This window comes from Moraxella sp. CTOTU47579, assembly GCF_032004885.1.
GTDB lineage: Bacteria > Pseudomonadota > Gammaproteobacteria > Pseudomonadales > Moraxellaceae > Faucicola > Faucicola tetraodonis.
Genome location: NZ_DALZOJ010000002.1, coordinates 1 through 25,993, shown reverse-complemented (window position 1 = coordinate 25,993; position 25,993 = coordinate 1). Strand labels below are relative to the sequence as shown.

The following is a 25,993-nucleotide window of genomic DNA, read 5'->3' as shown; positions in this document are numbered from 1 at the left end:
CTTAGTAACTTGTTTTTATGCCAATTGCCCTTATAAACGATAAGGGCTTTTGCATATTTAAAAAGGACAATAACATGTTAGAAAAATTCTTGGACTCGCCTTTTGCGACGAGTCAAATCCAAAATACCGTAACCCGTGACGTGTTGTCACCACAAAGTGCTTTAGTACCTATGGTGGTCGAGCAATCGGCTCGCGGCGAGCGCTCATTTGACATCTATTCTCGCTTATTGCGTGAGCGTGTGGTGTTCTTAGCCGGTCAAGTTGAAGACCACATGGCGAATTTAATTGTCGCCCAGTTGTTGTTCCTAGAAGCGGAAAATCCAGAAAAAGACATTCACTTATACATTAATTCACCAGGTGGCTCTGTGAGTGCAGGTCTTGCGGTGTTTGACACCATGAACTTTATCCAGCCACAAGTGTCAACGATTTGTATGGGCGGTGCTTATAGCATGGGTTCATTCTTACTAGCGGCGGGTGAAAAAGGTAAACGCTACGCCTTAGCCAATGCGCGTGTGATGATTCACCAACCGTCAGGTGGGGCACAAGGTCAAGCGACCGATATTGAAATCAATGCGCGTGAAATCCTAAAAATCCGTGAACGCTTAAATAAAATCTTGGCAGAACGTACCGGTCAGCCACTTGAGAAAATCGCCCGTGATGTCGAGCGTGACTATTGGCTAGACGCCCAAGAAGCCAAAGAATACGGTCTGATCGATGAAGTATTAGAAAAACGTCCAAGCATTGCTTAATAGGTTACACAATCACAAAGCAATTAAAACAAGCATAATTTTAGGAGCGTTTTTTTATGTCAAAAAATGACATTGAGCCACACTGCTCGTTTTGTGGTAAAGCCAAACACGAAGTCAAAAAGCTAATTGCAGGTCAAGACGCCAATATCTGTAATGAGTGTATTGAACTGTGCGATGATTTAATCGCCGAATCAAAGTCATCGGGCAGCGACGGTAGTGATACCAATGAGCGTGAAAACTGGGCAGCGCGCAAATTGCCAACGCCCAAAGAAATCCGCAGCCACTTAGATGAGTATGTCATCGGTCAAGATAAAGCCAAAAAAACTTTGGCAGTCGCGGTTTACAACCATTACAAACGCTTAAAGGTCAGTGAAAAGCTGAGTGAAGATAAGGCACTGACGACACTTGGCGCTGAAGATGCGATGGTTGAGCTATCAAAAAGTAATATTTTGCTGATTGGTCCAACGGGCTCGGGCAAAACCTTACTGGCGCAGACCCTGGCACGCCTACTTGATGTCCCATTTGCGCTCGCCGATGCCACTACCTTGACCGAAGCGGGTTATGTCGGTGAAGACGTGGAAAACATCGTACAAAAACTGTTACAAGCGGCAGAGTTTGATGTCGAGAGAGCGCAAAAAGGCATTATTTATATCGATGAAATTGATAAAATCAGCCGTAAAAGCGAAAACCCTTCGATTACCCGTGATGTGTCGGGTGAAGGCGTACAGCAAGCGCTGTTGAAATTGATTGAAGGTACGGTTGCCAATATTCCACCGCAAGGTGGTCGTAAGCACCCAAACCAAGAGATGATTCAGGTCGATACCAGTAATATCTTGGTGATTTGTGGCGGTGCGTTTGCTGGTCTAGACAATGTCATTCAACAGCGTACCGAAAAAACCGGTATCGGTTTTAACGCTGAGGTAAAAGCCAAAGACAGCGGCAAGAAAACCGGTGAATTATTCAAGCAAGTCGAGCCAGAAGATTTGATTAAATTTGGTCTGATTCCAGAGTTAATTGGTCGTCTGCCTGTGGTCGCGACACTGGAAGAATTGGACGAAGAAGCATTGGTACAAATCTTAACCGAGCCAAAAAATGCGCTGGTCAAACAATACGAATACTTGTTTGAGATGGAAAATGCGACGTTATCGTTTACCGATGATGCGCTAGTTGCGATTGCCAAACAAGCCTTAAAGCGTCGTACCGGCGCGCGTGGTCTACGCTCCATTGTTGAAAACGCCCTGCTCGATACCATGTATGAATTACCCTCGATGACACCCGGCAAAACCGTGACAGTCAATAAGGCAGTGATTGATAATAACCAATCGCCAGAGATTGTTTAACTGTTAGTGATTTTAAAAATAGTGAGTTAAAAAAACGTGCCTATGTCGCACGTTTTTTTATGTTTAATCTTCAATCAACCAACCCTGTTGTACCGCAATGGCAATTTGCTCGGTTATCCAGTCGTGAATGATGGGAAAATCCTGTCTGATAAAGGCTTGGGCGGCTTCGACTTGGGAGCGCTTGACCTGATGGTCTGTCCACGCACCGCCATCTGTCACCATATTGAGCATAAAGGGCAATAGCCTATCCACTACTTTAACTAGTTTGCTTTCAGCACTATGACCTGTTTCTTGCTCATCCCACAGCGTTAACAATTCTGGAACGGGGTTGCCCATCATCGTTGCCAGTTTTTCTACACCAATGCGCTCATCAACATGCGCCTGCGAGCGTTTATCAGCATATAAGAATGTGTCACCCGCCTCGATTTCACCCAAGTCATGAACCAATGCCAGTTTGAGCAACTTTTCATGATTGACATCCAGTTTGAAATGCTGCGCTACTGCCCAACACGCCATCGCCAAATGCCATGAATGCTCGGCTGAGTTTTCAAGACGTCGTGGCGTGTCTTTAGACAGTTGGGTGGTATAGTTGCGGCGGTTGACTGATTTTAAGGCATCCAATGCCAACAGATAATCAATAAGTGGTTGCATCAAATACCTCTTAATCCTGCATGGTCTGAGTCGTATTCACTTGACTAGCGCTGAAATCGTTTTAAAAGCGGGATCTTCTGAGCTACGACACAGCTCAAATAAAATCGCTTCGGTGGTGGTGACGACCGCACCGGCACGGCGCATACGACGAATCGCAATTTTACGGTCATACAGGTCTCGCGAGCCCACGGCATCGGTGATAATGATGGGCTGCATACCGTTATCGAGTAAATCTAACGCCGTCTGCATGACACAGACATGAGCTTCTGTACCAAATAAAATCACATTGTTGCGATTTTGCTGGGCGATATGATGCCAAGAGGTTGGCGTATCACAGGCGCTAAAGGTGGTTTTTTCAAACACTGGGGTATTTTTTTCAGATAGTAACTGCGTCAACTCTGGTAAGGTAGACCCCAGTCCTTTGGGATATTGCTCATTAACCATAATAGGCACATTAAGCGCTTGTAGACCTTGAATCAAAATCGCTGTTTTTTTGAGTAATTTTCGATGTTCGGCAATATGGGGCGCAAGTTTTTCTTGTATATCAATCAGCATGGCTTGGCAGTCATTGCGCTCGATACGATAGGGTTTTGGGATAAATTTTGTTGTCATCTTCAGCTCCTTTGATGATGGTTCAACTTGGGTGGTTACAATCATTCGTATGTCACGAATGCTATACTATACTCTATTAAAAAACGCCATTAAAAACTCATGGCATCATCTGCGGTGTCGACCACAGTTAACTGATAGTCCAAATGCCCTAAATAGCCATAATGTCCTTTTTCACTGAGTTCCGCAACAATGGTGACGTCATCACAATGTACCCGATCCATAAGCTTGGTTTGATGACTGGCTTGATTGTCAGTAGGTGTTTTATTGGACTGATACAGTGATTGGATACGCAGTAATGGGTCATTGAGCGCATAGGTAGCGCCATCGGTGACAAAGGTTAAATACTCACCGACTTTGTGCACTTTACCTTTAAAATGCTGATTGGTGACAACACCGCTAAATGCAGGGGTATATAAACGGCGCGCTTTATATTGCTGCTTGGCATATTGCCATGCGCCATAACTGCCTAGGACAGCAGTTACGCCCGTTGCCGCTGTAGCTGTCACACCGACGCCAATGAGTTTCGCGACAACGTGACGCTTTTTAGCTTTGTTTTTTTGTTTGCGAGGCTGTGCTGAGCGCTTCGATTGTTGTACTTCAGGGTCAGTCGCTTTGTTATTTTTTTTAAACATGAATGTCACTTTAAATGTCACTTAGATTGTTGTTTTTTGATAAAAAATGCCAGTAATCACTTCAAAAAAAATTGATTAACTTATAGTAAAATGTTTTGGCAACATTTACCGCAACTTTTTGTTAGTATTATTTTTGCCAAATTTGCTTATATTTTGCAAGTAGCTGTTCGGGCGATTCAGGGCGCTCATCGTCTTTGATGATGCAATCAATCGGACAGACTTTGTCGCAGGTTGGCTCATCATAGAACCCGATGCATTCGGTGCACAAGTCAGGATTGATGACGTAAGTTTTTTGTACTTTATTGTCGTAGCTAATGGCTTCATTTGGGCATTCGGGCTCACAAATGTCGCAATTGATACAGTCGGAAGTGATTTTTAGTGCCATGTCTTGTAGTCTGTTTTTACCTTAGCAATTAACACCTTTAGCGATTAACGATTGACACCGCACTTAGGCGCCATACCTCATATACCATATACTGTCATCTTGCATCCACAATTCCTGCATGACATTTGCCGTCGGTTCATGCTTATAATACAAAGTGATCATACATTCGGTAAGTGAGAAAAAGTGATAGCGAACACGGTCAGGCAATAGCGGTTGAGACTGCCAGTCTCGAGATTGCCATAAGTTATGTAAAATCTCATGCCAGCTGTCGCGATTGTGGATTGCTTTACCGTTAACGAACCGAAAGTTGTCCGCCAAAGTCGTCTCAATGGCTTTAAAATCCTGTGATAAATATCCTTGGATAAACACATTACGGCGAAGTGCTAGGGAATCCTGCAATGCTTCAACATTCACCGCTTCAACAATCGTTGAAATGGTGTCTGATTTATTTTGCTGGTATGAGTGAACCACAAAAATTCCTTAACCTAACGCCTGATACCGCGACAACAAGACCAACTTAGGTAAAAATTGGCTCGCTGACGCTTTTCATGATTAGCGCAAATTGCAACACATCATCCTGCATCTCTTTAAACGGATTGGCGATTTGACACACCCAGCCAGAGCCTAAAGCGCCATCAATCGGCTCACCTTGTTTATTCCACATTTCTTTGAGAGGGTAGCTCAAATTACCCTGTGGCGTCATGATTTCGATGGTGTCACCCACCATCAATTTGTTCTTAATTACCAAGGTTAAGCGTGTTGGGGTAATGTCGCTAATCTCGGCAACAAACTGCTGATGATCAGTTTTTGATGACCCATATTCATAGTTTTGGTAATCACTATGCACGTGGCGACGTAAAAAACCTTCGGTATAGCCGCGATTGGCTAGCCCATCGAGTGCGGTGATTAAACCTGTATCAAATGGTTTGCCAGCGGCGGCATCATCAATCGCTTGGCGGTACACTTGCGCGGTGCGCGCCACATAATAATGCGACTTGGTACGGCCTTCGATTTTGAGTGAGTGCACCCCCATATGGGTTAGCTCAGGCACTAGCTCAACGGCACGTAAGTCTTTAGAATTCATAATATAAGTGCCATGTTCATCTTCAAACATCGCCATCAATTCGCCTGGTCGACCTTGTTCTTCAATCAGTACCACTTCATCCGATGGCTGCTGTACATAGTCATCGCCCATCACCACATCACCATTTAGATTGACAGTTTGAATAGCATCTTCTTGCGTGGCTTGAGTAGGAACAAAAACTTCGGGGCTATTGATAGGTTGGCTGATAGGTTGGCTGATAGGCTGTGTTGGCACGATATCGCCTGTTTCGTTTTCTTCTGCTTTATAGGTGTTGTATGACCAGCGACAGGCATTGGTACAAGTGCCTTGGTTGGCATCACGTTTATTGATATAGCCAGAGAGCAAGCAACGACCCGAATAGGCCATACAAAGTGCCCCATGCACAAATACCTCAATTTCCATATCAGGCACTTCAGCGATGATTTGCTCGATTTCTTTGAGTGACAACTCGCGACTCAAAATCACGCGGCTGACGCCCATTTGTTTCCAAAACTTGACCGTTGCCCAGTTTACCGCATTCGCCTGCACCGATAGGTGAATTACCTGCTCTGGAAAGGCCTCACGCACCATCATAATCATCCCAGCATCTGACATAATCAGCGCATCGGGTTTCATCTCAATCACAGGGCGGATGTCTTCGATAAAAGTTTTAAGCTTGGCATTATGCGCTTGGATATTGACCACGACATAAAACTGCTTGCCGAGTGAATGGGCGTAGGCAATTCCTTTGGCAAGATTTTCCTCATCAAAATCATTATTGCGCACCCGCAAGCTATAGCGTGCTTGTCCCGCATATACGGCATCTGCGCCATAGGCAAACGCATATTGCATATTACGAAAAGTGCCAGCAGGGCATAAAAGTTCAGGCTTACGGGTCATAACTATCCTTACAGCGTGTCATACAATGTGAAATTGTTGATATTATAACAAATTTGCTAATCACGCGGAAAAAAACTTGAGTAATTTACTCGGAAATCATGTTAAAGCGGTCATAAAATATTCAATGATAAACCTGCACAGACTGCCATGGTAAGCTCAGCGACTTGCTCATCAAACGCACTTGACCATTCACCTTTTAATACTAAAGGCGGTTGTATCCAGCGCCAACGCAATCCCGTAATGATACTCTCTACCGCGCGTTTGCTACCTGTACCGTCGAGCCCTGCACGGATATAACATGCCACAGGCAGTCCTTGTTTTTGCTCAAGCACAGGGTAATAAATTCGCTCAAAAAAATCCTTGGTTAGTCCCGCCATAGAACCAAAATTTTCGGTCGTGCCAATGATAATGGCATCCGCTTTTAACACATCTTCCACTTGGGTTTGTAACGGTGTTTTAACAATCACGGTGACGTTATCAATATCCGCTAGCTGTGTGGCGGATTTTGCAACTTCTGCTAATCGCTGGGTATTATCTGATGGGGTATGTAATACCAATAGTAAATTTTTCATTTCACGCATACTGTACATCCTAAAATGTCATGATTACCCAATTTTGGCGAATAAAAAACCGCAAGGTGATGCGGTTTCAGTCAGCGATTTCAGTCAGCGGCTCAAGTCAGCAGGTAAGTGCTGCCAAATTTAAGGACGGTGGATTTTATCGCCCACTTCCCCCATCATACCGCGTACTGTGTTTAAGATATCAGCAGGCAGTACCACGGTTTTGGCATTGGGTGATTTTGACATATCAGTCATGGCTTTGATGTACTGCTCACCTAGTAGATATAGCAGCGGAATTTCGCGCTCGCCCACCGCTTCACTAATCAAGCGAATTGATTGCTCACTGCCTCGCGCCAGCACCACTTGCGCTTCGGCATCACGCCGTGAAGCCTCAAGACGTCCATCGGCTTCTGCAATTGCGGCTTGGCGTTGTCCATCCGCTTTGGTCACTGTAGCACGGCGTTGCCGCTCCGCAGCCGCCTGTTCTTCCATCGCCATTTGCATGGTAGGTGATGGGCTAATGTCTTGGATTTCCACGGTTTTTAGGGTAATTCCCCAATCGGCAATATCATCAGAAATTGACATTTTTAGCGCGGCTTTGATTTGGTCACGCGATGATAACGCACTGTCAAAATCCATATCACCAATGATAGAACGCAGTGAGGTTTGTACCAAATTACGAATGCCCTGCTCATAATCTTCAATACCATACACGGCACGCTCTGGATGCACGATATTGATATACGCCACCGCATTGGCGATAATCACGACGTTATCACGGGTGATTACCTCTTGCGATGGAATATCTAAAACTATGTCTTTGGTGGTTACTTTATATGCCACGTTATCGACATAAGGAATGATAAAATTCAACCCAGGCTCTAAGGTCTGATGGTACTTACCCAAACGCTGTACAATCCATTTAAACCCTTGTGGTACGATTTTTACCCCTTTATAAAGGGTAAATAGCACAAAGGCGACCAAAAAAATACCAATACCGCTCAACGCTTCCATGACAATTCCTTTATTGATGCTTATTAATGCTTATTGATGCTTGGTGGATTCTACCAGCAACTCATTTCCAATAACATCCACGACAATGGCTCTATCACCAACTGCCAGCGGTGCGCTTTGGTAGCTACGACACACCCACTCATCCGCCCCAAAAATTGGCACACTAAAACGAATCTTGCCCAATTTATCTGCTTGCGGACTTTGAATAATCATGCCTGTTTCCCCGATGATAACCCCCGAACCCAATCCTGCTGTGGTACGATTTTGCATATACGGCTTGATAAATTTAAAACCAATGATAGTAAAAATCACCGACAGTATCAGCCATACCATCAGCCAAAAAAACCAGCTAAACGGTAATAACCATGACAAAGCTGCCACCACAATCGCTGCCACACCAATCGATAAACTCACAAAACTGGTCAAGAATAGTTCAAGAATAATCAGCACTAACCCCAAAATTAGCCAGTGCCAAGGCTCAATTAGCATATCCCCACCTTGATTTTTACTATACCAAACCCATTATGCAAGATTATGAATTTAAAAACAAATGCCGTCATTTAACCCGCTATCTTTGTCACATTATACACTATCATCGGCTATCAACTGCTTGACCGTACAGACCGCTAATTGTGGTTAATGATTGCACAAAGATGCGTTTTTTCCTATAGTGGTCAATGACCCTTTCATCTCTAGAGTCCCAAAAAATACGATGAGCCTTGATGCCCTCAAACTGAGTAACCAGTTATGTTTTCCCATTTATTCACTGTCAAAAAGTATCATTAACCACTATCGCCCCCTGCTAAAAACCTTGGATTTGACCTATCCACAGTACCTTGTCATGCTGGTGCTATGGGAAAAAAGTCCACAAACTGTCGGCACATTGGGCGATTTTTTAGACCTTGACACCGGCACACTTACCCCTTTACTTAGAAGACTTGAAGCCAAAGGCTTTGTGCACCGTGAGCGTGCCACACAAGACGAACGGGTGGTACAAATATCGCTCACTGCCAAAGGAGATGCCCTAAAAATCCAAGCTGCGTCCATTCCTAGTGCTATGTTAGCTGCCATGGAGTTAGATGACGAAGCAATAGATCTGCTACGACAAGTGGCGCAAAAACTTTGCCCGACTCATACGGAGGTGTGTACCCACAATCTATCACCCAAAAACCATTAAACAAATTTTCATCTTTAAGCGCTATGTGCCTATATCTTATCTATTATCATGCGTCTTGTTGGGGTATCGTTAAATTTAGCATTTTTAGTCATTTGTTATTAGTTTGTATGCAGCGTGTGAGAATTTGATTACCTTATCTAGGCACTGAAAATTATATTGTGTAAAATATAATTTTTTAAAACTTAAATATTAAAATCTAAATACTGTGGCGAATGTTGTCACGCCGATTTTTTTTATTCATTCACGCAAGTTAAGCATTCAAAATAAGGTACTCTTATGAAAATTTTTTATAAAACCCCAACCGCTACCTCAACAGGCGGCCGCTCAGGTCATGTTGCACTAGAAGATGGTTCACTAGGCTTTGATTTACAAACCCCTGAGCAAAATAGTACAGGCGTCAACCCAGAAAAATTATTTGCCATGGGCTATGCCGCGTGTTTTGACAATGCGTTGACTCATGTGGCACAGCGTATGAAGCTAGAAGGCGTCAGCTCAAAAACCTCAGCGGTTGTGGGACTGGGCATGAATGCCCAAGGCGGTTATGCGCTTGACATCGATTTGTATATTGAACTTAGCGGCGTCAGCGAAGAACAAGCGAAAGACTTGGTTGAAACGACGGACAAAGTCTGCCCGTATTCTAATGCCGTGCGCGGCAATGTTGACGTACGTCTGCATACCCAAGTAGTGGCATAATCAATTTAACATAATTTCCATTGCAAGCGGCGTGCTCAAATGTCAAAGACCCATTTGGGCACATTTACCGTTTAGTTGAGCAAGTTGAAAGCCATTCAAGCGTTCTAACAGCCAATGACAAAATTGGTAACATCGAGCTTTCTTTAGCTTTGTTTAAAGGCTCGGACAATAACTTTTATCGCTCTACTATTATCATTATAGTTTTATCACTAGATTAGGAATATTTCATGTCACTGATTGAAAACTTACAATGGCGCCATGCCGTCAAAGCCTTTGATCCAAACCAAAGCGTGAGTCAAGAAAATATCGACAAAATCATCGAAGCCGCTCGACTGGCGCCCACCTCATCGGGATTGCAGCCCTTTAAAGTTATCGTGGTCAAAAACCAAGCCATCAAAGCGCAGCTAGTGGCGGGTGCGCTCAATCCTGACTGCATGAAAGAATGTTCTCACGTGCTTATTTTTGCAGGTTGGCAGGATTATAGCGCCGAAAAAATTGATACCGTGTATGACATGACCACAGATGAGCGTGGCTTACCTAGAGGACGTTTTGATAGTTATACTTCCATGCTCAAAGCAAGTGTGGCCAAAAAAAGTGCAGACGAAAACTTTGAACATATCGCTCGCCAAGCTTACATTGGCTTGGGACTTGCGTTGGCACAAGCAGCAGAGCTTAAAGTAGATAGTTGCCCTGCCGAAGGCTTTGATCCTAAGCTGATTGACGAGGTATTAGGTTTAGAGAAATTGGGGCTAAAAAGTATCGTAATCATGTATGTGGGTGTTTCAGATCCAGCACGTGATTGGATTGCGCCTATGGCAAAAGTACGCGTAGCCACTGAAGATTTTGTGATTGAATACAATTAATTCATCAGCTAGCAAAAAAATCTCTAAGAACAACCCTCTAAATAGCTTATTTAGAGGGTTTTTTATATCTACAATGGGCAAGTGATATTGGTTAAAGCAATTTGTACGGGGATAGGTTTTATGAAGTACGGATTTTTTTAATAATCATCTTTATTGACAGCGAACCGGTAGATTGACAATACCTACCACCGGTACGCCATTTTTGGTAAAGGGGTTAAATTTGCCGCTCTTAGCCTGCATAGACAGTTGTCTATCGACTCTGACATTGCCGGTCGATTTGGCTAAAGTGACGCTGGTTGGATTGCCTTGTTTGTCCACCGTATAGCGAATAATCGCTGTTAATGCGCCGTTTTCCAGGTCTTCACTATGACAGCTAAAGCTAGGTTGCCGCCGCCAACTTGCTTGCCCTGCCGAAAAGCTCACAGGTGAATTATTTTGCGCTTGCTGGGCTTCTTTATCCTTGTCGGCTTGTTGTTGTTTTGCCTTTTCGGCTTTCGCCCTAGCTTCATCGGCTTGTCTGGCTTTGGCATCAGCTAGCGCTTTTTGACGATCTATTTCTGCTTGTTTGCGCTCACGCTCTTGTTGTTCAATTAATTGGTTTTCCAACGCTTTTTGCCGTGCAAGCGCTTGTTGGCGTTCCAATTCTTGTTGTCTTTCTAATTCTTGCTGTCTGACGAGTGCTTGCTGGCGTTCAAGTTGTTGTTTTTGCGCTTGTTCGGCTCGCTCATTGGCGAGGGCTAGTTGCCTTGCCATGACAATGTTTTGGTCAACCTGTGGCGGCTTGACGATAGTTTTTTCAGCTGGTTTCGACGGTTCGGGTAATGGTTTAATCGGTTGTTCTACAGGTTTCTTAGCAATCGGTTTTTCGACTGTTTTCTCAACAGGCTTGCTGATGGGTTTTTCTATCGGCTTTTCTTCTGGTTTTTCTGCTATTTTTTCTATGGGCTTTTCTGTTGGCTTTTCGACGGGCTTAGGTAGTTGTTTTATCGGTTGTTGCTCGGCTGTTACCGTCATCTCTTCAGGCTTGGTTGGCGCAGGTGGTGGCGCGATAAAGCTAATTTCTAACGGTGGCGTGACTTTGGGCGGTTTGATATCAGGCGTTGCCATATTTGCCAAGCTAATCGCTACGATACCATGTAAGCTCAATACACCAATCAGTGCCAACGTGCCCGACTTTTTATCGACTATGCTGCTAATATCGTTTGAGAAATGGGCTGGACTAAAGTTAGCGTGACGTTGGATAGACATAGTTATAGCGCTGTATGTTTAGGGAAACTTTTGAAATCGCTGTATTATAGTGTGAATGAGAATCGTTATCAATATCTTAAATGATATTAATTCTTATTTATAAAAATTAATGATAATTATTATCATCAATGCTATGATTTGCTATTTTAAAACTTTGACCCGGGTCAACTCATGCTAACCACCCAATCGCTTACCGTCATGCGCCAACAAAAAACCCTCTTAAACAACATCAATGTTACCATTGAGAAGGGAAAAATCTATGCCTTAATTGGGCATAACGGTTCGGGTAAATCGACATTGATTAAAGCTTTGGCAGGGGAAACCACCCCCACTAGCGGACAGATTTTATTACCGGATTTTGCTGACAAATCAATCTTTGATTTACCGCCAAAAACCCTCGCCCAACAAGTCGCCTATTTACCGCAAAAATTGCCTGATGCCAGTCAATTTACGGTTGCCGAACTGGTGATGTTAGGGCGATACCCTTATCAAAAATGGCTACAAAAGCCTACGCCACAAGACCATACTAAGGTGCGTGAAGCAATGGCGCTGACCCAAGTCACGCCGTTTGCCGAGCAATCAGTGGCAACGCTATCCGGAGGGGAGCGCGCCAGGGCATGGCTTGCCATGTGTATCGCCCAAGATACGCCCTATTTGCTACTTGATGAACCACTTGCCCCGCTCGACATCGTCTATCAAGTTGAAATACTGCGTCTCATTCGTGATTTGGCACGGCAGAAAAACAAGGCGATTGTGATTATTATTCATGATATTAATCTTGCGGCACAGTTTTGTGATGAGTTTATTGCGTTAAAAAACGGCAAGCTTTGTCATGTTGGTGATATCGCCAGTACCATGCAACCGCAAGTGCTTGACCAGATTTTTGGTATCAATTTGCATTTATTAAGTCACCCAGTCACCGGTAATAAAGTGGCGGTGGTGTGATGAGAGCTTTTTGCTTGCTAATTGTTTTGTTTTTTTTGACAGCGTGCCAGCCTCAGCGGGATTTAAAGCTTGAAGCGCCCCCCGCAGAGGCTCACAGCGTCAAAGTCATCACCCCTGATTGGGCGGTGGCTTCGACACTCACCGCCCTAGGCTATCCACCGATTGCCACAGGCGATACCAAAAGCTACCGTGAATGGGTGGGGACGCCCGCGCTGCCAAGTGATATTATCGATATTGGGGAACGATTCACCCCAAACTTTGAACGGCTTGCCCAACTCACCTCATCTTCTAACAATATTGTGATTATTGATAATGATTTTTATGCTCATCTAAGACCTGCTTACGGCAACACACCCCATAAGTCGGTGAGTTTTATGTCAAAAAACGCGATAGCGACTTGGCAGGACTATGCTGAACCGACACTTCAGCTGGGTGAAATTATTCATCAGCCGCAGCGCGCCCAGCAATTTTTAACCCAGTCAAAAAAACAGCTTGGCAAGCTTGGTGCGACATTTCGCCAAACACATCCTCACATCAAAAAAATTGCGGTGGTGCAGTTTGCCGATAGCAATAATTTGCGGATTTATACCAACAATAGTCTGTTTCGACCGACATTTGAGGTGATGGGGTTAAATTTGATTACACTTGAAGATCAGATGGGTAAAGGTAATCTTTGGGGATTTAATTCGTTGGTATTGAGTGATTTGGCAAAACTTGATGATGATACCTGTTTGGTAGTGGTTGAGCCGTTTAGTCCTATGCTACGTCAAGAATTAGCCAAGAATTTGCTGTGGCAGCGGCTAGGCTATGGCGCAAGGGCTAACAATAGCCGCTGTATGGCAGTGTTACCGCCGATTTGGCTGTATGGCGGTGTGTCTTCTATGGTGGTATTTGGCGAGCGATTAAATCAGGCTCATTGGTTAGGGGGCAAGGCGCATGGATAATAAAACTAGGCTACAACATAACCAGCGAATTACCAAGCCCTTTAATGCCCCTGCCTGTTGGCTTTTTAGTGGCTTATTGTCGCTGGTTTTAATAACCACGGCTTTAGTCCTTAACAGCACTTGGCATGATGCATTGTGGTTATTATTTGCCAGTTCACAGTCGCTGACCTTAGCGCAAATGGTGGCGCAGTTACAAATTTTGCCGACTATGTTAGTGGCGATATTTGCCGGCGGATTACTGGGCGTAGTCAGTGTCTTGCTACAACAATTGGTCAAAAATACCCTTGCTTCAGATAGTACCCTTGCGGTAGGAACAGGGGCACAATTGGCTTTATTAATTGTGACGCTGTTTTTTCCCAGTTTTGGCTTGTATGGTAGCTTTTGGGTGGCGTTTGTTGGGACATTGCTGAGTATGGGCTTGGTGTTTGCGATTGCTGCCAACAGCCGTATGAATCCTGTGGTGCTCATTTTGGGTGGTTTGGTGGTCAATATTTTGTTTTCTGCTATTTCCTCACTGTTGATGATTTTTTTCTCAGAAAGGGTTATGGGGGTCATGGCATGGGAAAGCGGTAACTTAACCCAAACCAGTTGGCAAAATAGCCAGTTTTTTGTGCTAATAAGCCTAGTCCTGCCCGTCATCTTGTTGTTTTTGGTCAAACCTTTAACCATCATGAGCCTTGATGAACGCCAAGCCAAAGCCTTGGGCGTGCCTGTGGCTGCCGTGCGTATGTTGGTAGTAATCCTTGTTGCGATAGTCACGGCAAGCGTGGTAAGCCGCGTGGGCGTTTTAAGTTTTGTGGGCTTGGCTGCGGCAAGTGTCGTTAATGTAGTAGCGATTCGCCCGATTGGACAACGATTACTGGCAGGATTTGCCTTTGGGGCGATGTTGTTATGGCTCACTAATAACATTGTGACGCTGCTGTCACCCTGGTTCAAACCATTACTTAACATAACGCTGCCTGTGGGGTCGGTCACAGGGATATTAGGTGCCGGGTTGATTATTTGGTTGGTCATTCGACAAAGTAAACAGCCCATGATTGCCGAACAAAGCCCTAGCCTGTTGGTCAGCAAACGCCGATATTTTGGTGGCGGTTTTTGGGCGGTTTCGGTAGGGTTGTTGCTGCTTGTGACAGTAGGTGTATTACATATTTCCCCTGATGCGATGGGCAGTTTTGGGTGGCATACCGAGGCAAGTTTTATCGAGAATTTTCGCCTACCGCGTACGCTATCGGCAATGGCAACAGGTCTGATGCTGGCTACGGCAGGGGTACTATTACAAAACTTGACTCGAAATCCGATGGCAAGTCCTGAAGTGATGGGCATCAGTTCAGGTGCGGCATTGGGGGTGGTATTGGTGTTCGTGTTCAGTCCAGTAATATTAGGCACACTGGGACTGGCAACCGATTCTTTTTGGGCATTGGGATTGCCTTTATTGGGTGGGCTGTTAGGTGCGGGTTTGGTGTTACTGTTGGTTTTGTGGCTTGCTCGTCGGCTATCCTCCAGTTATTTGTTACTCGTGGGTGTGGCGATTTCTGCATTGATGGGTGGTATTTTAACTTTAATCAAACTGTCAGGCGACCCTCGCTTACAAGCGATGCTTAATTGGCTATCGGGTACAACATACCATGCTTATCCTGTGACGGCGTGGGCATTAATGGTCATTGGTACAGTGTTATTTTTGCTCAGTTTTTTGCTACTAAAGCCACTTAGGGTGATTAGCCTAGATGAAACGATGGCTCGCAGTTTGGGCGTATCAGTAAAACGTAGCGAAATACTGATTTTTAGTCTTGTAGCAGTGTTAAGCACTGTTTCGACACTGGCGGTTGGACCGCTAAGCTTTATTGGATTGATGACGCCGCATTTAGCCAAGACACTTGGGGCAGTGCAGTTACCCCACCAATTAGCCTTGTCAGCGCTACTGGGCGCAGGACTGATGTTGATTGCTGATTGGGTGGGACGTTATGCGATTTTTCCCTATGAAATACCTGCGGGCACAATCGCTTCCATCGTAGGCGGCTTATATTTTTTATGGTTGATGAAAGGTATGAAAAATTAAAAACATAACTTCTTTGGTTACGCTATCATTACTTATTGTAAATAAAAATAATAATTGTTATCATTCGCAACAATGTTTTATCTATTGTCTTTTGAGTGATTGAATATGCGTTTATCCCTATTATCTTTAGCCGTGCGTTCGTCTTTGGCAGCAAGTACGGTTGGCTTATTATCAACCGTGGCGATGGCAGAAGAAGCAAATACCACGGATGCTGCCACAGAAACCCTACTCGATGAAATCGTGGTGACTGCAAGTGCGGATGCGTCAAAAACTGGTTTACCGCCAGCCTATCAAGGTGGGCAAGTCGCCACCGGTAGCCGTATCGGTATTTTGGGTAATAAATCGACCATGGAAACGCCTTTTTCGACCACGGCCTATACCAATGACTTTATTTTAAATAAACAAGCGGATTCTGTTGGGGATATCCTAAAAAAAGATTCAACGGTGCGTGTGGCTCGTGGCTTTGGTAACTTTCAAGAAGCTTATCTGATTCGCGGATTTGTCACCAACTCTGACGATACCATGATGAATGGCTTATACGGCATTATGCCTCGTCAATTTATCGCAAGTGAGCTATTTGAGCGGGTCGAAGTACAACGTGGCGCTAGCACCTTCCTAAATGGCATGGCACCCGGGGGTAGTAATAAAGGGGGCACAGTCAATTTGCTGCCAAAGCGTGCCACTCAAACGCCGATTCGTAAAGTCACTATCAGCAGCGAAAATGCCGAAAATGGTAAAATTGCCCTAGACGTGGGACAACGGTTTGGCGCAAATCAAGCGTATGGTGTGCGTGCCAATGTCGCCTATCAAGATGGCGGTACAGCAATCGATGATGAAAAAGCCAAACTGGGGTTGGTCGGCTTGGGTTTAGATTATCGCCAAGATAACATGCGGTTATCGGCAGATTTGGGCTATCAAAATAACGAGCTGCAAAAAACGCGCACCAATGTTACCTTGTCAGGTTTGACCCGTGTGCCCAATGCCGCTGATGCCAAAAGCAACTGGTCGCAGCCGTGGAGTTATTCAAATGAAAAAGATGTGTTTGGCACATTACGGGCTGAATATGACCTTAGCCCAAATTTGACTGCCTATGGCGCATATGGTTTCCGTCATGGCGAAGAAGAAAACTCGCTCGCTAACTTGATGGTCACCAATTTAAATGGCGATGGCACCACCTACCGCTTTGACAATGCCCGTGAGGACGACATCAACACAGGTGAAATCGGTATCCGTGGTAAACTGACCTCAGGCAAAATCAACCATAATTGGGTAGTGTCTGGCAATATCTATAAAGCACAGACAAAAGCACCTTACCAATTTGACTGGCAAAACACGCTGACGACCAATTTATATCACCCAACCTCGTACGCCAAACCCAGCTGGTCAGCGGCGGCGGTGGCTGGCGGCGATATGAACCATCCTACCAAGACAGGCGAAACCACGCTCACCAGTGTGGCATTGGCAGACACCCTAGCCTTCATGGATGATAAACTTCAAGTGACCTTAGGGGCAAGACACCAAACCATTGAAGATGAAAGTTTTGACCCCACCACCCAAGCCAGTAATGGCAAATATAAAGAAAGTAAAACCACGCCTGCGTTTGCCCTATTATATCGCCCTAGCGATGAATGGTCAGTCTTTGCTAACTATATGCAAAGCCTTAGCAAAGGCGAAACTGCCCCTCTCACCACCACCATCGATGGCGTAACAACTGAGCTGACCAATGCAGATCAAGCCATGTCACCGTACGTCACCAAACAAAGCGAAATCGGCGTGAAATACGACCGCGGCGTTATCGGTGCAGGTCTCACCGCTTTTCAAACCAACAAGCCGCGTTATACTACCGTTGATACCACCTTTGAAGCGCACGGCAAAAACCAACATAAAGGCGTTGAACTCAATGTATATGGACAACCCACCGCCAATATGCGAGTGCTAGGCGGCGTGACTTTCCTTGATACCCAACAAAAAGACACCGGTAGCGATGCCACTGAAGGGAAGCAAGTTATCGGTGCGGCAAAACACCTGTTGAACCTAGGGCTAGAATATGATTTACCACAAGTAGATGGCTTAACCTTAACAGGCGATGTCATCCATACCGGCAAACGTTACGCCAATGATGCCAACACCCTAACAGTCGATGGCTACACCACTGTGGATTTGGGCGCAAGATATAAAACCCAACTTGCTGGTAAAGCAGTCACGCTCAAAGGGGTGATTGCTAACGTCACCGATAAAGACTACTGGTCATCGGTAGGCGGTTATGAAAATACCGCAGGTGACAACGGTGCAGGCTATCTTACCTTAGGTGAGCCACGCACATTGAAGCTGTCAGCGACCTTTGATTTTTAATTTTACCCATTGTTAACGTTTGCCATCGGATGAAGCTTGCTTTGTCCGATTTTTATTTGAAACTGACTAAAAAATAAAAGCTAAACAGGAAATACATGTTCCCCACTACCATGCCCCTTATGACCCTTATCTGGCAACAGCACCGCTTTGCCTTTATCAAAGTCATCTTGCTCAATCTGCTTAATGCCTTGGTGAATGTCGCTATTATCGCCTTTATTAACCGTTTTTTAATCGCAGCAGTCGGCACTGATAATCCCCTCTTAGGCAGTTGGCAGATATTAGCGGTGTTTTTGGTAGCGATTATGGGTTTATTAGCGACAACGTTTATGTCACAGCTTGCCTTGACTAAGTTAGGGCATCGCTTTGTGTTTGAATTACGTTCGCAACTGATAAAACGTATCTTAGATACTTCAATCGCCCAAGTTGAAAAAATCGGTAGTGCCAAGCTGTTAGCCAGCTTAACTACCGATGTGCAGTCGATTACTGTGGCGTTTGTACGCTTGCCTGAGCTGGTGCAAGGGGTGATTATCTGCACAGCGACCGCGGTTTATTTGGGGTTTTTATCTCTGCCAATGCTGCTTGTGGTCATGGGGTGTATTACGCTGACCATTTTTATCAGCAGTAAACTCGTTGGTCATGTGTATGCCCATTTAGCCACATTACGAGAAATCAATGATGCACTGTATCAAGATTATCAAGCGGTGATTGATGGACGAAAAGAACTTGCGTTAAATCGTGAACGTGCCAAACGTCTATTTACCAATGATTATCAACGCCACGCAAGCGACTATTTCAACCATATTGTCAAAGCAGATACTTTTCATTTATCAGCCGTAAGCTGGTCAAATATTATGATGTTTGCCGTAATTGGGGTGATTTATGCCCTAGCCAATATTTATCACTGGGTAGATACCGCCACCGCCACTACGTTTGCCCTCACCGTATTATTTATCCAGTCGCCTTTACTGATGGCGATTGGGGCATTTCCCACCGTGCAAACGGCTAAAGTTGCCTTGGAAAAAATACAGTCATTACAGCTTGCCGACTATAGCCCAGATTTTGATACCCAAATTTTAACCCCAAATTGGCAAGTCATTACTTTTAAAAATATAAATTATCACTATGACAATAGCGCAAATTTTGGCTTAAAGCATATCAACTTTACGTTAAAACGCGGCGAAGTGGTGTTCTTAATTGGCGCCAATGGTAGCGGAAAATCCACACTTGCCAAGCTCATCACAGGGTTATATCAGCCTAAATTTGCGGAAAATTCCGGTATTTTTATCGATAACCAGCCTGTCGCCTCAGAACATTACCCCCATTATCGCCAGTTATTTTCAGCGATTTATAGCGATTTTTATCTGTTTAAAACTGTGATGGGAAGCGCGCAAAATACGCCCAATGCCGAGTTAATCGATAATTGGCTAGATATTTTAGCCATCAAAGAAAAAGTCAGCGTCACCGATAACCAACTTAGCGCCACCGAACTTTCGCAGGGGCAGCGCAAACGCCTTGCCATGCTGCTTGCTGTCGCCGAAGAAAAGTCTATTTTACTGCTTGATGAATGGGCTGCCGACCAAGACCCTGCCTATCGCCGTGTGTTTTATCACACTATTATTCCCATGTTGCAAAAAATGGGCAAAACGCTGTTTATTATCAGTCATGATGACAGCTATTTTGAAAAGGCGGATAGATTGTTGATGATGAAAAATGGCGAACTCAGCGAGCTGACCGGTTTGCAACGCGAAAAAGCCAGTCTAGATGCCATTACAGTGATTGGTGAGCATTAAGAATCTATACGACCTGCCCTAAAACCTCGTAAAAGCGGATTAAATATAATTGCAAATGAGAATAATTATTGTTATTATTTTCATTACTTTTAACATACTGTAAATTTCTGTAATTATTTATTAGGGCGGGGTCACTTATGCGTTTATCTTTTTTATCAGTAGCAATACGGGCTAGTTTGGCGGTGGGTATTAGTCATATTTTTACCAGTCAAGTGCTGGCAGACGTTGCGACCAATAGCGAAGATGCACCTGAAACCACATTAGATACCTTGGTCATTCGTAGTGATGCTTACCGCACCACCGCTACCAAGACCGCCCTTGACCCCGAAAAAACCCCCATGAGTTATTCTCGTATCGAGCAAGAGACATTGCAGCAACGCCAAGCAGACAGTGTGGCGAGTGCACTGCGTTATGAGCCAGGTGTCAGTAGCGAAAGTCGTGGGACGGTTGGCATCTTTGACGAATATACCCTGCGTGGTTTTAAGAATTATTCCAACTTTTATGACGGGATGCGTCTGCCGTATGATGGAACTTGGAATTTAATGCCCCAAGTCGATGCCTATGCCACCGAAGCTGTGGAAGTACTCAAGGGACCTGCTTCGTCACTGTACGGCTATAATGAGCCGGGCGGCATGGTCAATCAAATCGCCAAAACCCCAAAAAGCACCCCCGAAAATGAAATCAGACTACGGGCGGGCACCAATAATCTTAAAGAAATCGCCATTGACAGCACAGGTCCTATTAACGATACCACCAATTATCGCATGGTGGCATTAGCCCGTGAAAAAGACGGACAAATGCAAACGACCGAAGAAAAACGGGTATTAATCAATCCCTCTATCGAATACAAACCTAACAAAAATGTTTCGGTACTTGCCAACATTTATTATCAAGATGACCCTCATCAAGTTCCTTCTACCCCACTGCCAAGCGTTGGCACAGTGTATAAAGCCAGTTATGGTAAGTTAGACGCGGATGCCTACGCCGGCGATAAATGGAATGATTTTAGTAAAAAAGTCTTTATGCCAAGCGAGACCATCAACTGGAAAATCAATGATTTATTAACCTTTAAACATACCTTGCGTTATACCGATGCCGACGCCCAACAAAAAAACACCTACCATCAAGGCTTTAGCGAAGGCTCAGACAGCCAGCTGATACGCACCGCCTACACGACTGATGAAAAAATGACCAACTGGGCAACCGATAACCAATTGGCTTATAATCTGATTACCGATAATACCTCGCACAATTTATTATTGGGTGTGGACTATCAAAAAACTGACAGCACGGCTAAGTACGCAGATGCCATGTACAATGGCATACCCATTATCGATTTAAGCGATCCTGATTATGATTTATTTAGCAAAACGGCCCTTAGTTTGACAGGCTATCAACAAACCGATGATATTGAGCAAAGTCAATTCGGCGTTTATCTACAAGATGAAATGCAATGGAACAAGCTCACTGTGGTCGCAGGGTTACGCCACGATGACTATAAAAGCACCACCAAAACCACTGCCACAGGTAGCGATGCAAAAACCACCGTCAACGAAGCCAACCAAACATCTGGGCGATTGTCAGCCCTGTATCAACTTGACAATGGTTTTGCCCCCTATGTCAGCTACGCTCAGTCATTTCAACCCGTGTTAGGTGTCAACTATATTACAGGTGAAGCCTTTAAACCCACCACCGCCAACCAAGTTGAAGTCGGCATAAAATACAACTCGCCAGATAAAGCTACCAAAGCCACGTTGTCTGCCTACGATATCACGCGCAAAAATGACAAGGTCACTGCCATCGACTGGACCAAACAAACCCAAACAGGTGAAACCACGTCAAAAGGTTTTGAAATTTCTGCCGATCATCGTTTCAACAATTGGTTAAATGTGGGTGTCGGCTATGGTTATGTCGATGCCGAAATCACCAAGGATGAGTTTAATCCGCAATTGGTTGGCAATACCCCGCAACAAATTGCCAAGCACAACGCCACACTGTGGGCAAGTATGAAACCCAACGCCAAAACCGCGGTGCAAGTGGGTGTGCGGCACATCGCTGGGATGCAGATTGATAGAGAAAACTCAGATACTTTGCCAAGCGTCACCTTGGTCGATTTGGCTGGTAGTTATCAAATTAACCCCACGTTCGATGTGGGCTTGACTGTCAGTAACTTGTTTGACAAAACCTACGTGGGTAGTTGTTATGACCGCAATAATTGCTGGATGGGCGCAGAGCGACAAGCCAGTGTTAGCTTAACAGCGAAGTTTTAATCATGTTCATAAATTTAAACAAAGGACTTGTTGCCCCAAGTCCTTTCCTTATCGCCCTTTAACAAAAATTACATTCTATGCACCCAGAAAATCTGACTTTATTTGATGACCCCGAAATTGCCGACATCATCGATCACATCAACGAAGACCACAGCGATGATATGAAACACATGGCATTAGGCTTGCTAAACTTAACCAAGGTTCAGCAAAAAACCTTGAAAAATGCGACCTTACGCCAAATCTATCAACAAGGCTTGCTGTTGGATTTGCGATTTGCGCAAAACGAGCCGCACTTAGACAATCAGCTTTTGGCATTTAGTGAGCCAACCCAAACCCTTGAAAAATTTAACGACCAGTATGTCGCCTTATTGCAGCGCAGTGACCGCAAACAAGGTAAAAAAACCATTGACATCAAGCAGCGTCAATTTTGTCTGCAAAGCGTGGAAGCGGTTAGTCACCATATGTATCGTTTGACAGTGCAAACAGATAGCGATTTATCCGATTTACCGGCAGGTTATGCGTTTTTGTTTGATGTCAAACTGCCTGACACCGACCTAAAAAAACACCCCCGCCCCTACCGTTATTATACGCTTCGCAAGGCATGGCAAACCGTGAATGAAAACGGCGAAACGCAAAACCTGGCTTGGATAGATATTTATTGTCATGGAGAAAAAAACGGCGAAATCAGTCTTGGCGAAACTTGGGTAAAATCGTTAAAAACAGGCGATGTGTTTACCAGTGAGCGAGAATTCCCCGAAAAAATCGACCATCTCGATGTTAATCAGCCACAGGGACAAAGTCTATTAATCGCTGATGAAACCTCACTACCGACCGTAGCCAGACTGTTAGAGCAGTGGCAAATGAGCGAGCAGACAATACCGCCGATTGTACTGACCTTTTTACAAAGCCAGCAAGATTTGGCTTATTTAGAAGACGTTTTAGCCCAGTATCCTGCAACGGTGTTGCCAATTGTGGCGAATGATAACCAACTGCCCCATACGCAGATTTTTACGACACTGCAAGATTTTTTACAACAACATCCTCACAAAATTGACCACATCTGGGGTGGTCTTGAAGCGACAACAACGAAAAAACTGCGTTTGTTATTGGATGAGTTATTACAGTTAAGTCGGGATAATAGCGTACTTAAGGTGTATTGGCGAGCAAGCTAAGGGTTATCCAAGAATTGGGCAGACAATCAGATGCATACGTGAGTGCTTAGTCGTAACAATTGGTTGTTTGCAGGGTCGGTTGAGATTAAGCAGCGGGCAGCGAATTTTATTAGCCCCTATTTATTCATCATTTTGTCACGCAACCTTTCTATGATATTTCACAAATTTATCAACGCTCTTATTTGAGCCTAATTTAGTGAGCTATCATGAACTATAAGACCCATCATTATAAAAACCATCATTATAAAAATATCCAAATCAAGCGCATTTGCCTCACCACATCCATGATTGTAGCAAGCATGTCACTTGTTGCTTGTAATAACAATGATAATGAAAGTAATGACCCTAAACCACAGCAAATCGCTACCAATACCAACCTTAACTTTACTATTCTTGAAACGTCAGATTTGCATAATAATGTCATGAGTTATGACTATTACAAGTTGACAGAAGACAAAAGTCTGGGGCTTGAGCGAACCGCAACGCTTATCAATAACGCTCGTAGTGAATCTGCCAATAATATCTTGCTAGATAACGGTGATACCATTCAAGGTAGTGCTTTAGGTGACTATCAAGCAACGGTGAACCCTGTCAAATGTGACGAAACACTGGGCATTTATAAGGTTATGAATGACCTAAAATACGATGCAGGTACGATTGGTAACCATGAATTTAACTATGGGTTGAACTATCTTAATCAAATTACAGGCAATCAGTTTAATGTTGATGGCATAACTGCAAGTGCCAGTGCTTGTAAAGGACCAGACTTTCCCTTGGTTTTATCCAATGTCATTAGCGCTCGCAATAATCAGCCACTGTTTAAGCCTTATAAAATCATTACCAAAACCTTTACGGCAACCACACCAGACGGTAAGACGGTTACCGTACCGCTAAAAATTGGCATCATTGGCTTTACCACACCCGGTATTATGCAATGGGACAAAAAATGGCTAGATGGTAAAGTCACCACCGCCGGTGCGAAAGAAATGGCAGAAAAATACGTGCCACAAATGAAAACTGAAGGTGCAGATGTCATTGTCGCCTTGTCACATGGTGGTATTGATACCTCACCATACAGCCCAACGATGGAAAACGCCAGTTGGCATCTATCACAAGTGGCAGGTATTGATGCGATTTTGATGGGACACACACATCAAGTATTTCCTGATGCTAATAGCAAAGACACCCGCTTAGACCAGGCAGGTATTGATAAAGTTAATGGCTTATTAAACAACGTCCCTGCTGTCATGCCAAGTTTTTGGGGCAAAGGGTTAGGCGTCATCAAATTGAATTTAACCTTTGATGGCAAAAAATGGGTCGTCAATAAAAACAATACCAAAGTGGAAGTGCGTACTATCCAAAATGCTGATAAAACTTTTGTCGCAGCTAACCCGCGAGTGGCTCAATTAATTCAGGCAGAACATAATGCCACTATTAATTATGTCAAAACCCCAATCGGTACATCCGATTTCTCAATGACTTCTTACTTTGCTGATGTGGGTGATGTGTCAGCGATTCAAGTGGTCAACCAAGCCCAAGCCAATTATATCAGCGATTACATTAATGCCAATTTGCCACAATATAAAGATGTCCCTGTCTTATCAGTGAGTGCCCCATTTAAAAGCGGATTTGCAGGGGGTTCAGATTATACGGATGTCGCTCAAGGCAATATTGCTATTAACAATGCGGCTGATTTATACCTGTATCCAAATACCGTGTTTGCAGTAAAAATACAAGGCAGTGATATCAAAAAATGGCTAGAGAATTCTGCCAAACGCTTTAATCAAATAAACCCAAGCCTTACTACGCCACAAGCGTTAATCAGCACTTTTCCTGGGTATAACTTTGATATGTTTACCTCACCCGATGTGCAATATGAGATTGATGTGACTAAACCTGTCGGTAGCCGTATCCAAAACTTAACCTACAAAGGCAAGCCGATTGAAGAAAACGCACCATTTATCATCGCAACCAATAACTATCGTGCATCAGGTCTAAAGGAATACTACAGCATCAATAGTACCAATGTAGTTGAATCACCGGATGCCAATCGTGATGTGCTGATTAACTACATCAAAGCGGCTAAGAATTTATCTTTAACCAATAATGGTAGCAGTCGTAGCTGGCGGTTTGTCAAAGTGAAAACAGCGGGTCCTGTAACCTTTAAATCGAGTGCAAACAAAATTGACTTTGCCCAAAAAGCAGGACTAACCAATATTAGCGTCGTAAATAATGACGACGGTTCAAATAAAGGCTTGGCAGATTATGCGATAGATTTATCAAACTAATCGCCAAAAAACTTGTATTTTATTTATTTTTAAAAGTGTGGTAGTTGCCACACTTTTTCTATTTTATAAAGAATTTAATGATACATCGTACAAGCTTTGACATGCCATCCTTCTTACGTTTACACCAGATTTTACGACACTTGTGTTTTGTCGTTTGGTTTTCATAAAGGTTGTGTCTCAGCATTTTAAGTTTCTGATAATACCAAATATAAAACATCTTGAGAAACTACAAAGCAAAAAAACACCCCCTTTAAACGAATAAAGAGGGTGATTTGGAATAGGGAGCTGA

General features: G+C 44.1%; 23 protein-coding genes. 13 read left to right on the top strand and 10 right to left on the bottom strand.

Annotated features, from left to right (window positions below; translation table 11 throughout):
* Positions 1–74: 74 nt before the first annotated feature.
* Positions 75–749 carry an ATP-dependent Clp endopeptidase proteolytic subunit ClpP gene (gene clpP / locus RTP55_RS01420; protein WP_007117251.1) on the top strand — a complete coding sequence of 225 codons (675 nt, stop codon included), beginning with the start codon at positions 75–77 and terminating at the stop codon, positions 747–749.
* A gap of 56 nt (positions 750–805) precedes the next feature.
* Positions 806–2,089 (top strand): ATP-dependent protease ATP-binding subunit ClpX, encoded by a 1,284-nt coding sequence (clpX, locus tag RTP55_RS01415; protein WP_203171366.1) that lies wholly within the window; start codon positions 806–808, stop codon positions 2,087–2,089.
* A gap of 63 nt (positions 2,090–2,152) precedes the next feature.
* Here clpX and RTP55_RS01410 read toward each other — a convergent pair whose 3' ends face one another.
* From RTP55_RS01410 to RTP55_RS01370, 9 genes are all read right to left on the bottom strand, one after another.
* A complete protein-coding gene (locus tag RTP55_RS01410) occupies positions 2,153–2,740 on the bottom strand; it encodes an HD domain-containing protein (protein ID WP_203171365.1) in 588 nt (195 codons plus the stop codon).
* 36 nt (positions 2,741–2,776) lie between these two features.
* The gene (locus RTP55_RS01405; protein WP_203171364.1) at positions 2,777–3,352 is read right to left on the bottom strand and encodes a hydrolase; all 576 of its coding nucleotides are present in this window, start codon (positions 3,350–3,352) and stop codon (positions 2,777–2,779) included.
* Between the two features lie 89 nt (positions 3,353–3,441).
* On the bottom strand, positions 3,442–3,984 hold the full coding sequence (locus tag RTP55_RS01400) for a hypothetical protein (RefSeq protein ID WP_312383672.1): 543 nt from the start codon (positions 3,982–3,984) through the stop codon (positions 3,442–3,444).
* 127 nt (positions 3,985–4,111) lie between these two features.
* The gene (locus RTP55_RS01395; protein ID WP_007117256.1) at positions 4,112–4,369 is read right to left on the bottom strand and encodes a YfhL family 4Fe-4S dicluster ferredoxin; all 258 of its coding nucleotides are present in this window, start codon (positions 4,367–4,369) and stop codon (positions 4,112–4,114) included.
* Positions 4,370–4,432: 63 nt separating this feature from the next.
* A complete protein-coding gene (locus tag RTP55_RS01390; protein ID WP_312383671.1) occupies positions 4,433–4,840 on the bottom strand; it encodes a hypothetical protein in 408 nt (135 codons plus the stop codon).
* 46 nt (positions 4,841–4,886) lie between these two features.
* The gene (trhP, locus tag RTP55_RS01385) at positions 4,887–6,332 is read right to left on the bottom strand and encodes a prephenate-dependent tRNA uridine(34) hydroxylase TrhP (protein ID WP_312116614.1); all 1,446 of its coding nucleotides are present in this window, start codon (positions 6,330–6,332) and stop codon (positions 4,887–4,889) included.
* Positions 6,333–6,442: 110 nt separating this feature from the next.
* Positions 6,443–6,913: a flavodoxin family protein gene (locus RTP55_RS01380; protein ID WP_312383669.1), complete on the bottom strand. Its 471-nt coding sequence runs from the start codon at positions 6,911–6,913 to the stop codon at positions 6,443–6,445.
* A 120-nt stretch (positions 6,914–7,033) separates the two neighbouring features.
* Positions 7,034–7,906: an SPFH domain-containing protein gene (locus RTP55_RS01375; protein WP_050324924.1), complete on the bottom strand. Its 873-nt coding sequence runs from the start codon at positions 7,904–7,906 to the stop codon at positions 7,034–7,036.
* 30 nt (positions 7,907–7,936) lie between these two features.
* Positions 7,937–8,395: an NfeD family protein gene (locus RTP55_RS01370; RefSeq protein ID WP_007117261.1), complete on the bottom strand. Its 459-nt coding sequence runs from the start codon at positions 8,393–8,395 to the stop codon at positions 7,937–7,939.
* 223 nt (positions 8,396–8,618) lie between these two features.
* Here RTP55_RS01370 and RTP55_RS01365 point away from each other — a divergent pair, with 223 nt between their 5' ends.
* The 3 genes from RTP55_RS01365 to RTP55_RS01355 all read left to right on the top strand — a co-directional run bounded on the left by RTP55_RS01365 (position 8,619) and on the right by RTP55_RS01355 (position 10,639).
* On the top strand, positions 8,619–9,083 hold the full coding sequence (locus RTP55_RS01365; RefSeq protein ID WP_312383667.1) for a MarR family winged helix-turn-helix transcriptional regulator: 465 nt from the start codon (positions 8,619–8,621) through the stop codon (positions 9,081–9,083).
* A 276-nt stretch (positions 9,084–9,359) separates the two neighbouring features.
* Positions 9,360–9,776: an Ohr family peroxiredoxin gene (locus tag RTP55_RS01360; protein WP_144918210.1), complete on the top strand. Its 417-nt coding sequence runs from the start codon at positions 9,360–9,362 to the stop codon at positions 9,774–9,776.
* Between the two features lie 227 nt (positions 9,777–10,003).
* Positions 10,004–10,639 carry a nitroreductase family protein gene (locus tag RTP55_RS01355; RefSeq protein ID WP_203171359.1) on the top strand — a complete coding sequence of 212 codons (636 nt, stop codon included), beginning with the start codon at positions 10,004–10,006 and terminating at the stop codon, positions 10,637–10,639.
* Positions 10,640–10,789: 150 nt separating this feature from the next.
* On the opposite strand, the gene RTP55_RS01350 is transcribed toward RTP55_RS01355, so the two are convergent.
* On the bottom strand, positions 10,790–11,887 hold the full coding sequence (locus RTP55_RS01350) for a TonB family protein (protein WP_312383663.1): 1,098 nt from the start codon (positions 11,885–11,887) through the stop codon (positions 10,790–10,792).
* A 171-nt stretch (positions 11,888–12,058) separates the two neighbouring features.
* On the opposite strand from RTP55_RS01350, the gene RTP55_RS01345 reads away from it, so the two are divergent.
* The 8 genes from RTP55_RS01345 to RTP55_RS01310 all read left to right on the top strand — a co-directional run bounded on the left by RTP55_RS01345 (position 12,059) and on the right by RTP55_RS01310 (position 25,704).
* Positions 12,059–12,832 carry an ABC transporter ATP-binding protein gene (locus RTP55_RS01345; RefSeq protein WP_007117267.1) on the top strand — a complete coding sequence of 258 codons (774 nt, stop codon included), beginning with the start codon at positions 12,059–12,061 and terminating at the stop codon, positions 12,830–12,832.
* A gap of 35 nt (positions 12,833–12,867) precedes the next feature.
* Complete coding sequence (locus RTP55_RS01340) at positions 12,868–13,776, top strand: ABC transporter substrate-binding protein (protein ID WP_253852240.1); 909 nt, start codon at positions 12,868–12,870, stop codon at positions 13,774–13,776.
* Positions 13,769–15,832 (top strand): Fe(3+)-hydroxamate ABC transporter permease FhuB, encoded by a 2,064-nt coding sequence (gene fhuB / locus RTP55_RS01335; RefSeq protein ID WP_312383662.1) that lies wholly within the window; start codon positions 13,769–13,771, stop codon positions 15,830–15,832. The genes RTP55_RS01340 and fhuB overlap by 8 nt, the downstream gene beginning before the upstream one ends.
* A gap of 105 nt (positions 15,833–15,937) precedes the next feature.
* Positions 15,938–18,184, top strand: coding sequence for a TonB-dependent receptor (locus RTP55_RS01330; RefSeq protein ID WP_312383661.1), 2,247 nt, complete (start codon positions 15,938–15,940; stop codon positions 18,182–18,184).
* Positions 18,185–18,279: 95 nt separating this feature from the next.
* Positions 18,280–19,974, top strand: coding sequence for a multidrug ABC transporter permease/ATP-binding protein (locus RTP55_RS01325; protein WP_312383659.1), 1,695 nt, complete (start codon positions 18,280–18,282; stop codon positions 19,972–19,974).
* Between the two features lie 137 nt (positions 19,975–20,111).
* Positions 20,112–22,244, top strand: coding sequence for a TonB-dependent siderophore receptor (locus tag RTP55_RS01320; protein WP_312383657.1), 2,133 nt, complete (start codon positions 20,112–20,114; stop codon positions 22,242–22,244).
* 77 nt (positions 22,245–22,321) lie between these two features.
* Positions 22,322–23,416 carry an SIP domain-containing protein gene (locus tag RTP55_RS01315; RefSeq protein WP_312383656.1) on the top strand — a complete coding sequence of 365 codons (1,095 nt, stop codon included), beginning with the start codon at positions 22,322–22,324 and terminating at the stop codon, positions 23,414–23,416.
* Positions 23,417–23,622: 206 nt separating this feature from the next.
* Positions 23,623–25,704 (top strand): bifunctional 2',3'-cyclic-nucleotide 2'-phosphodiesterase/3'-nucleotidase, encoded by a 2,082-nt coding sequence (locus RTP55_RS01310; RefSeq protein ID WP_312383654.1) that lies wholly within the window; start codon positions 23,623–23,625, stop codon positions 25,702–25,704.
* Positions 25,705–25,993: the final 289 nt, after the last annotated feature.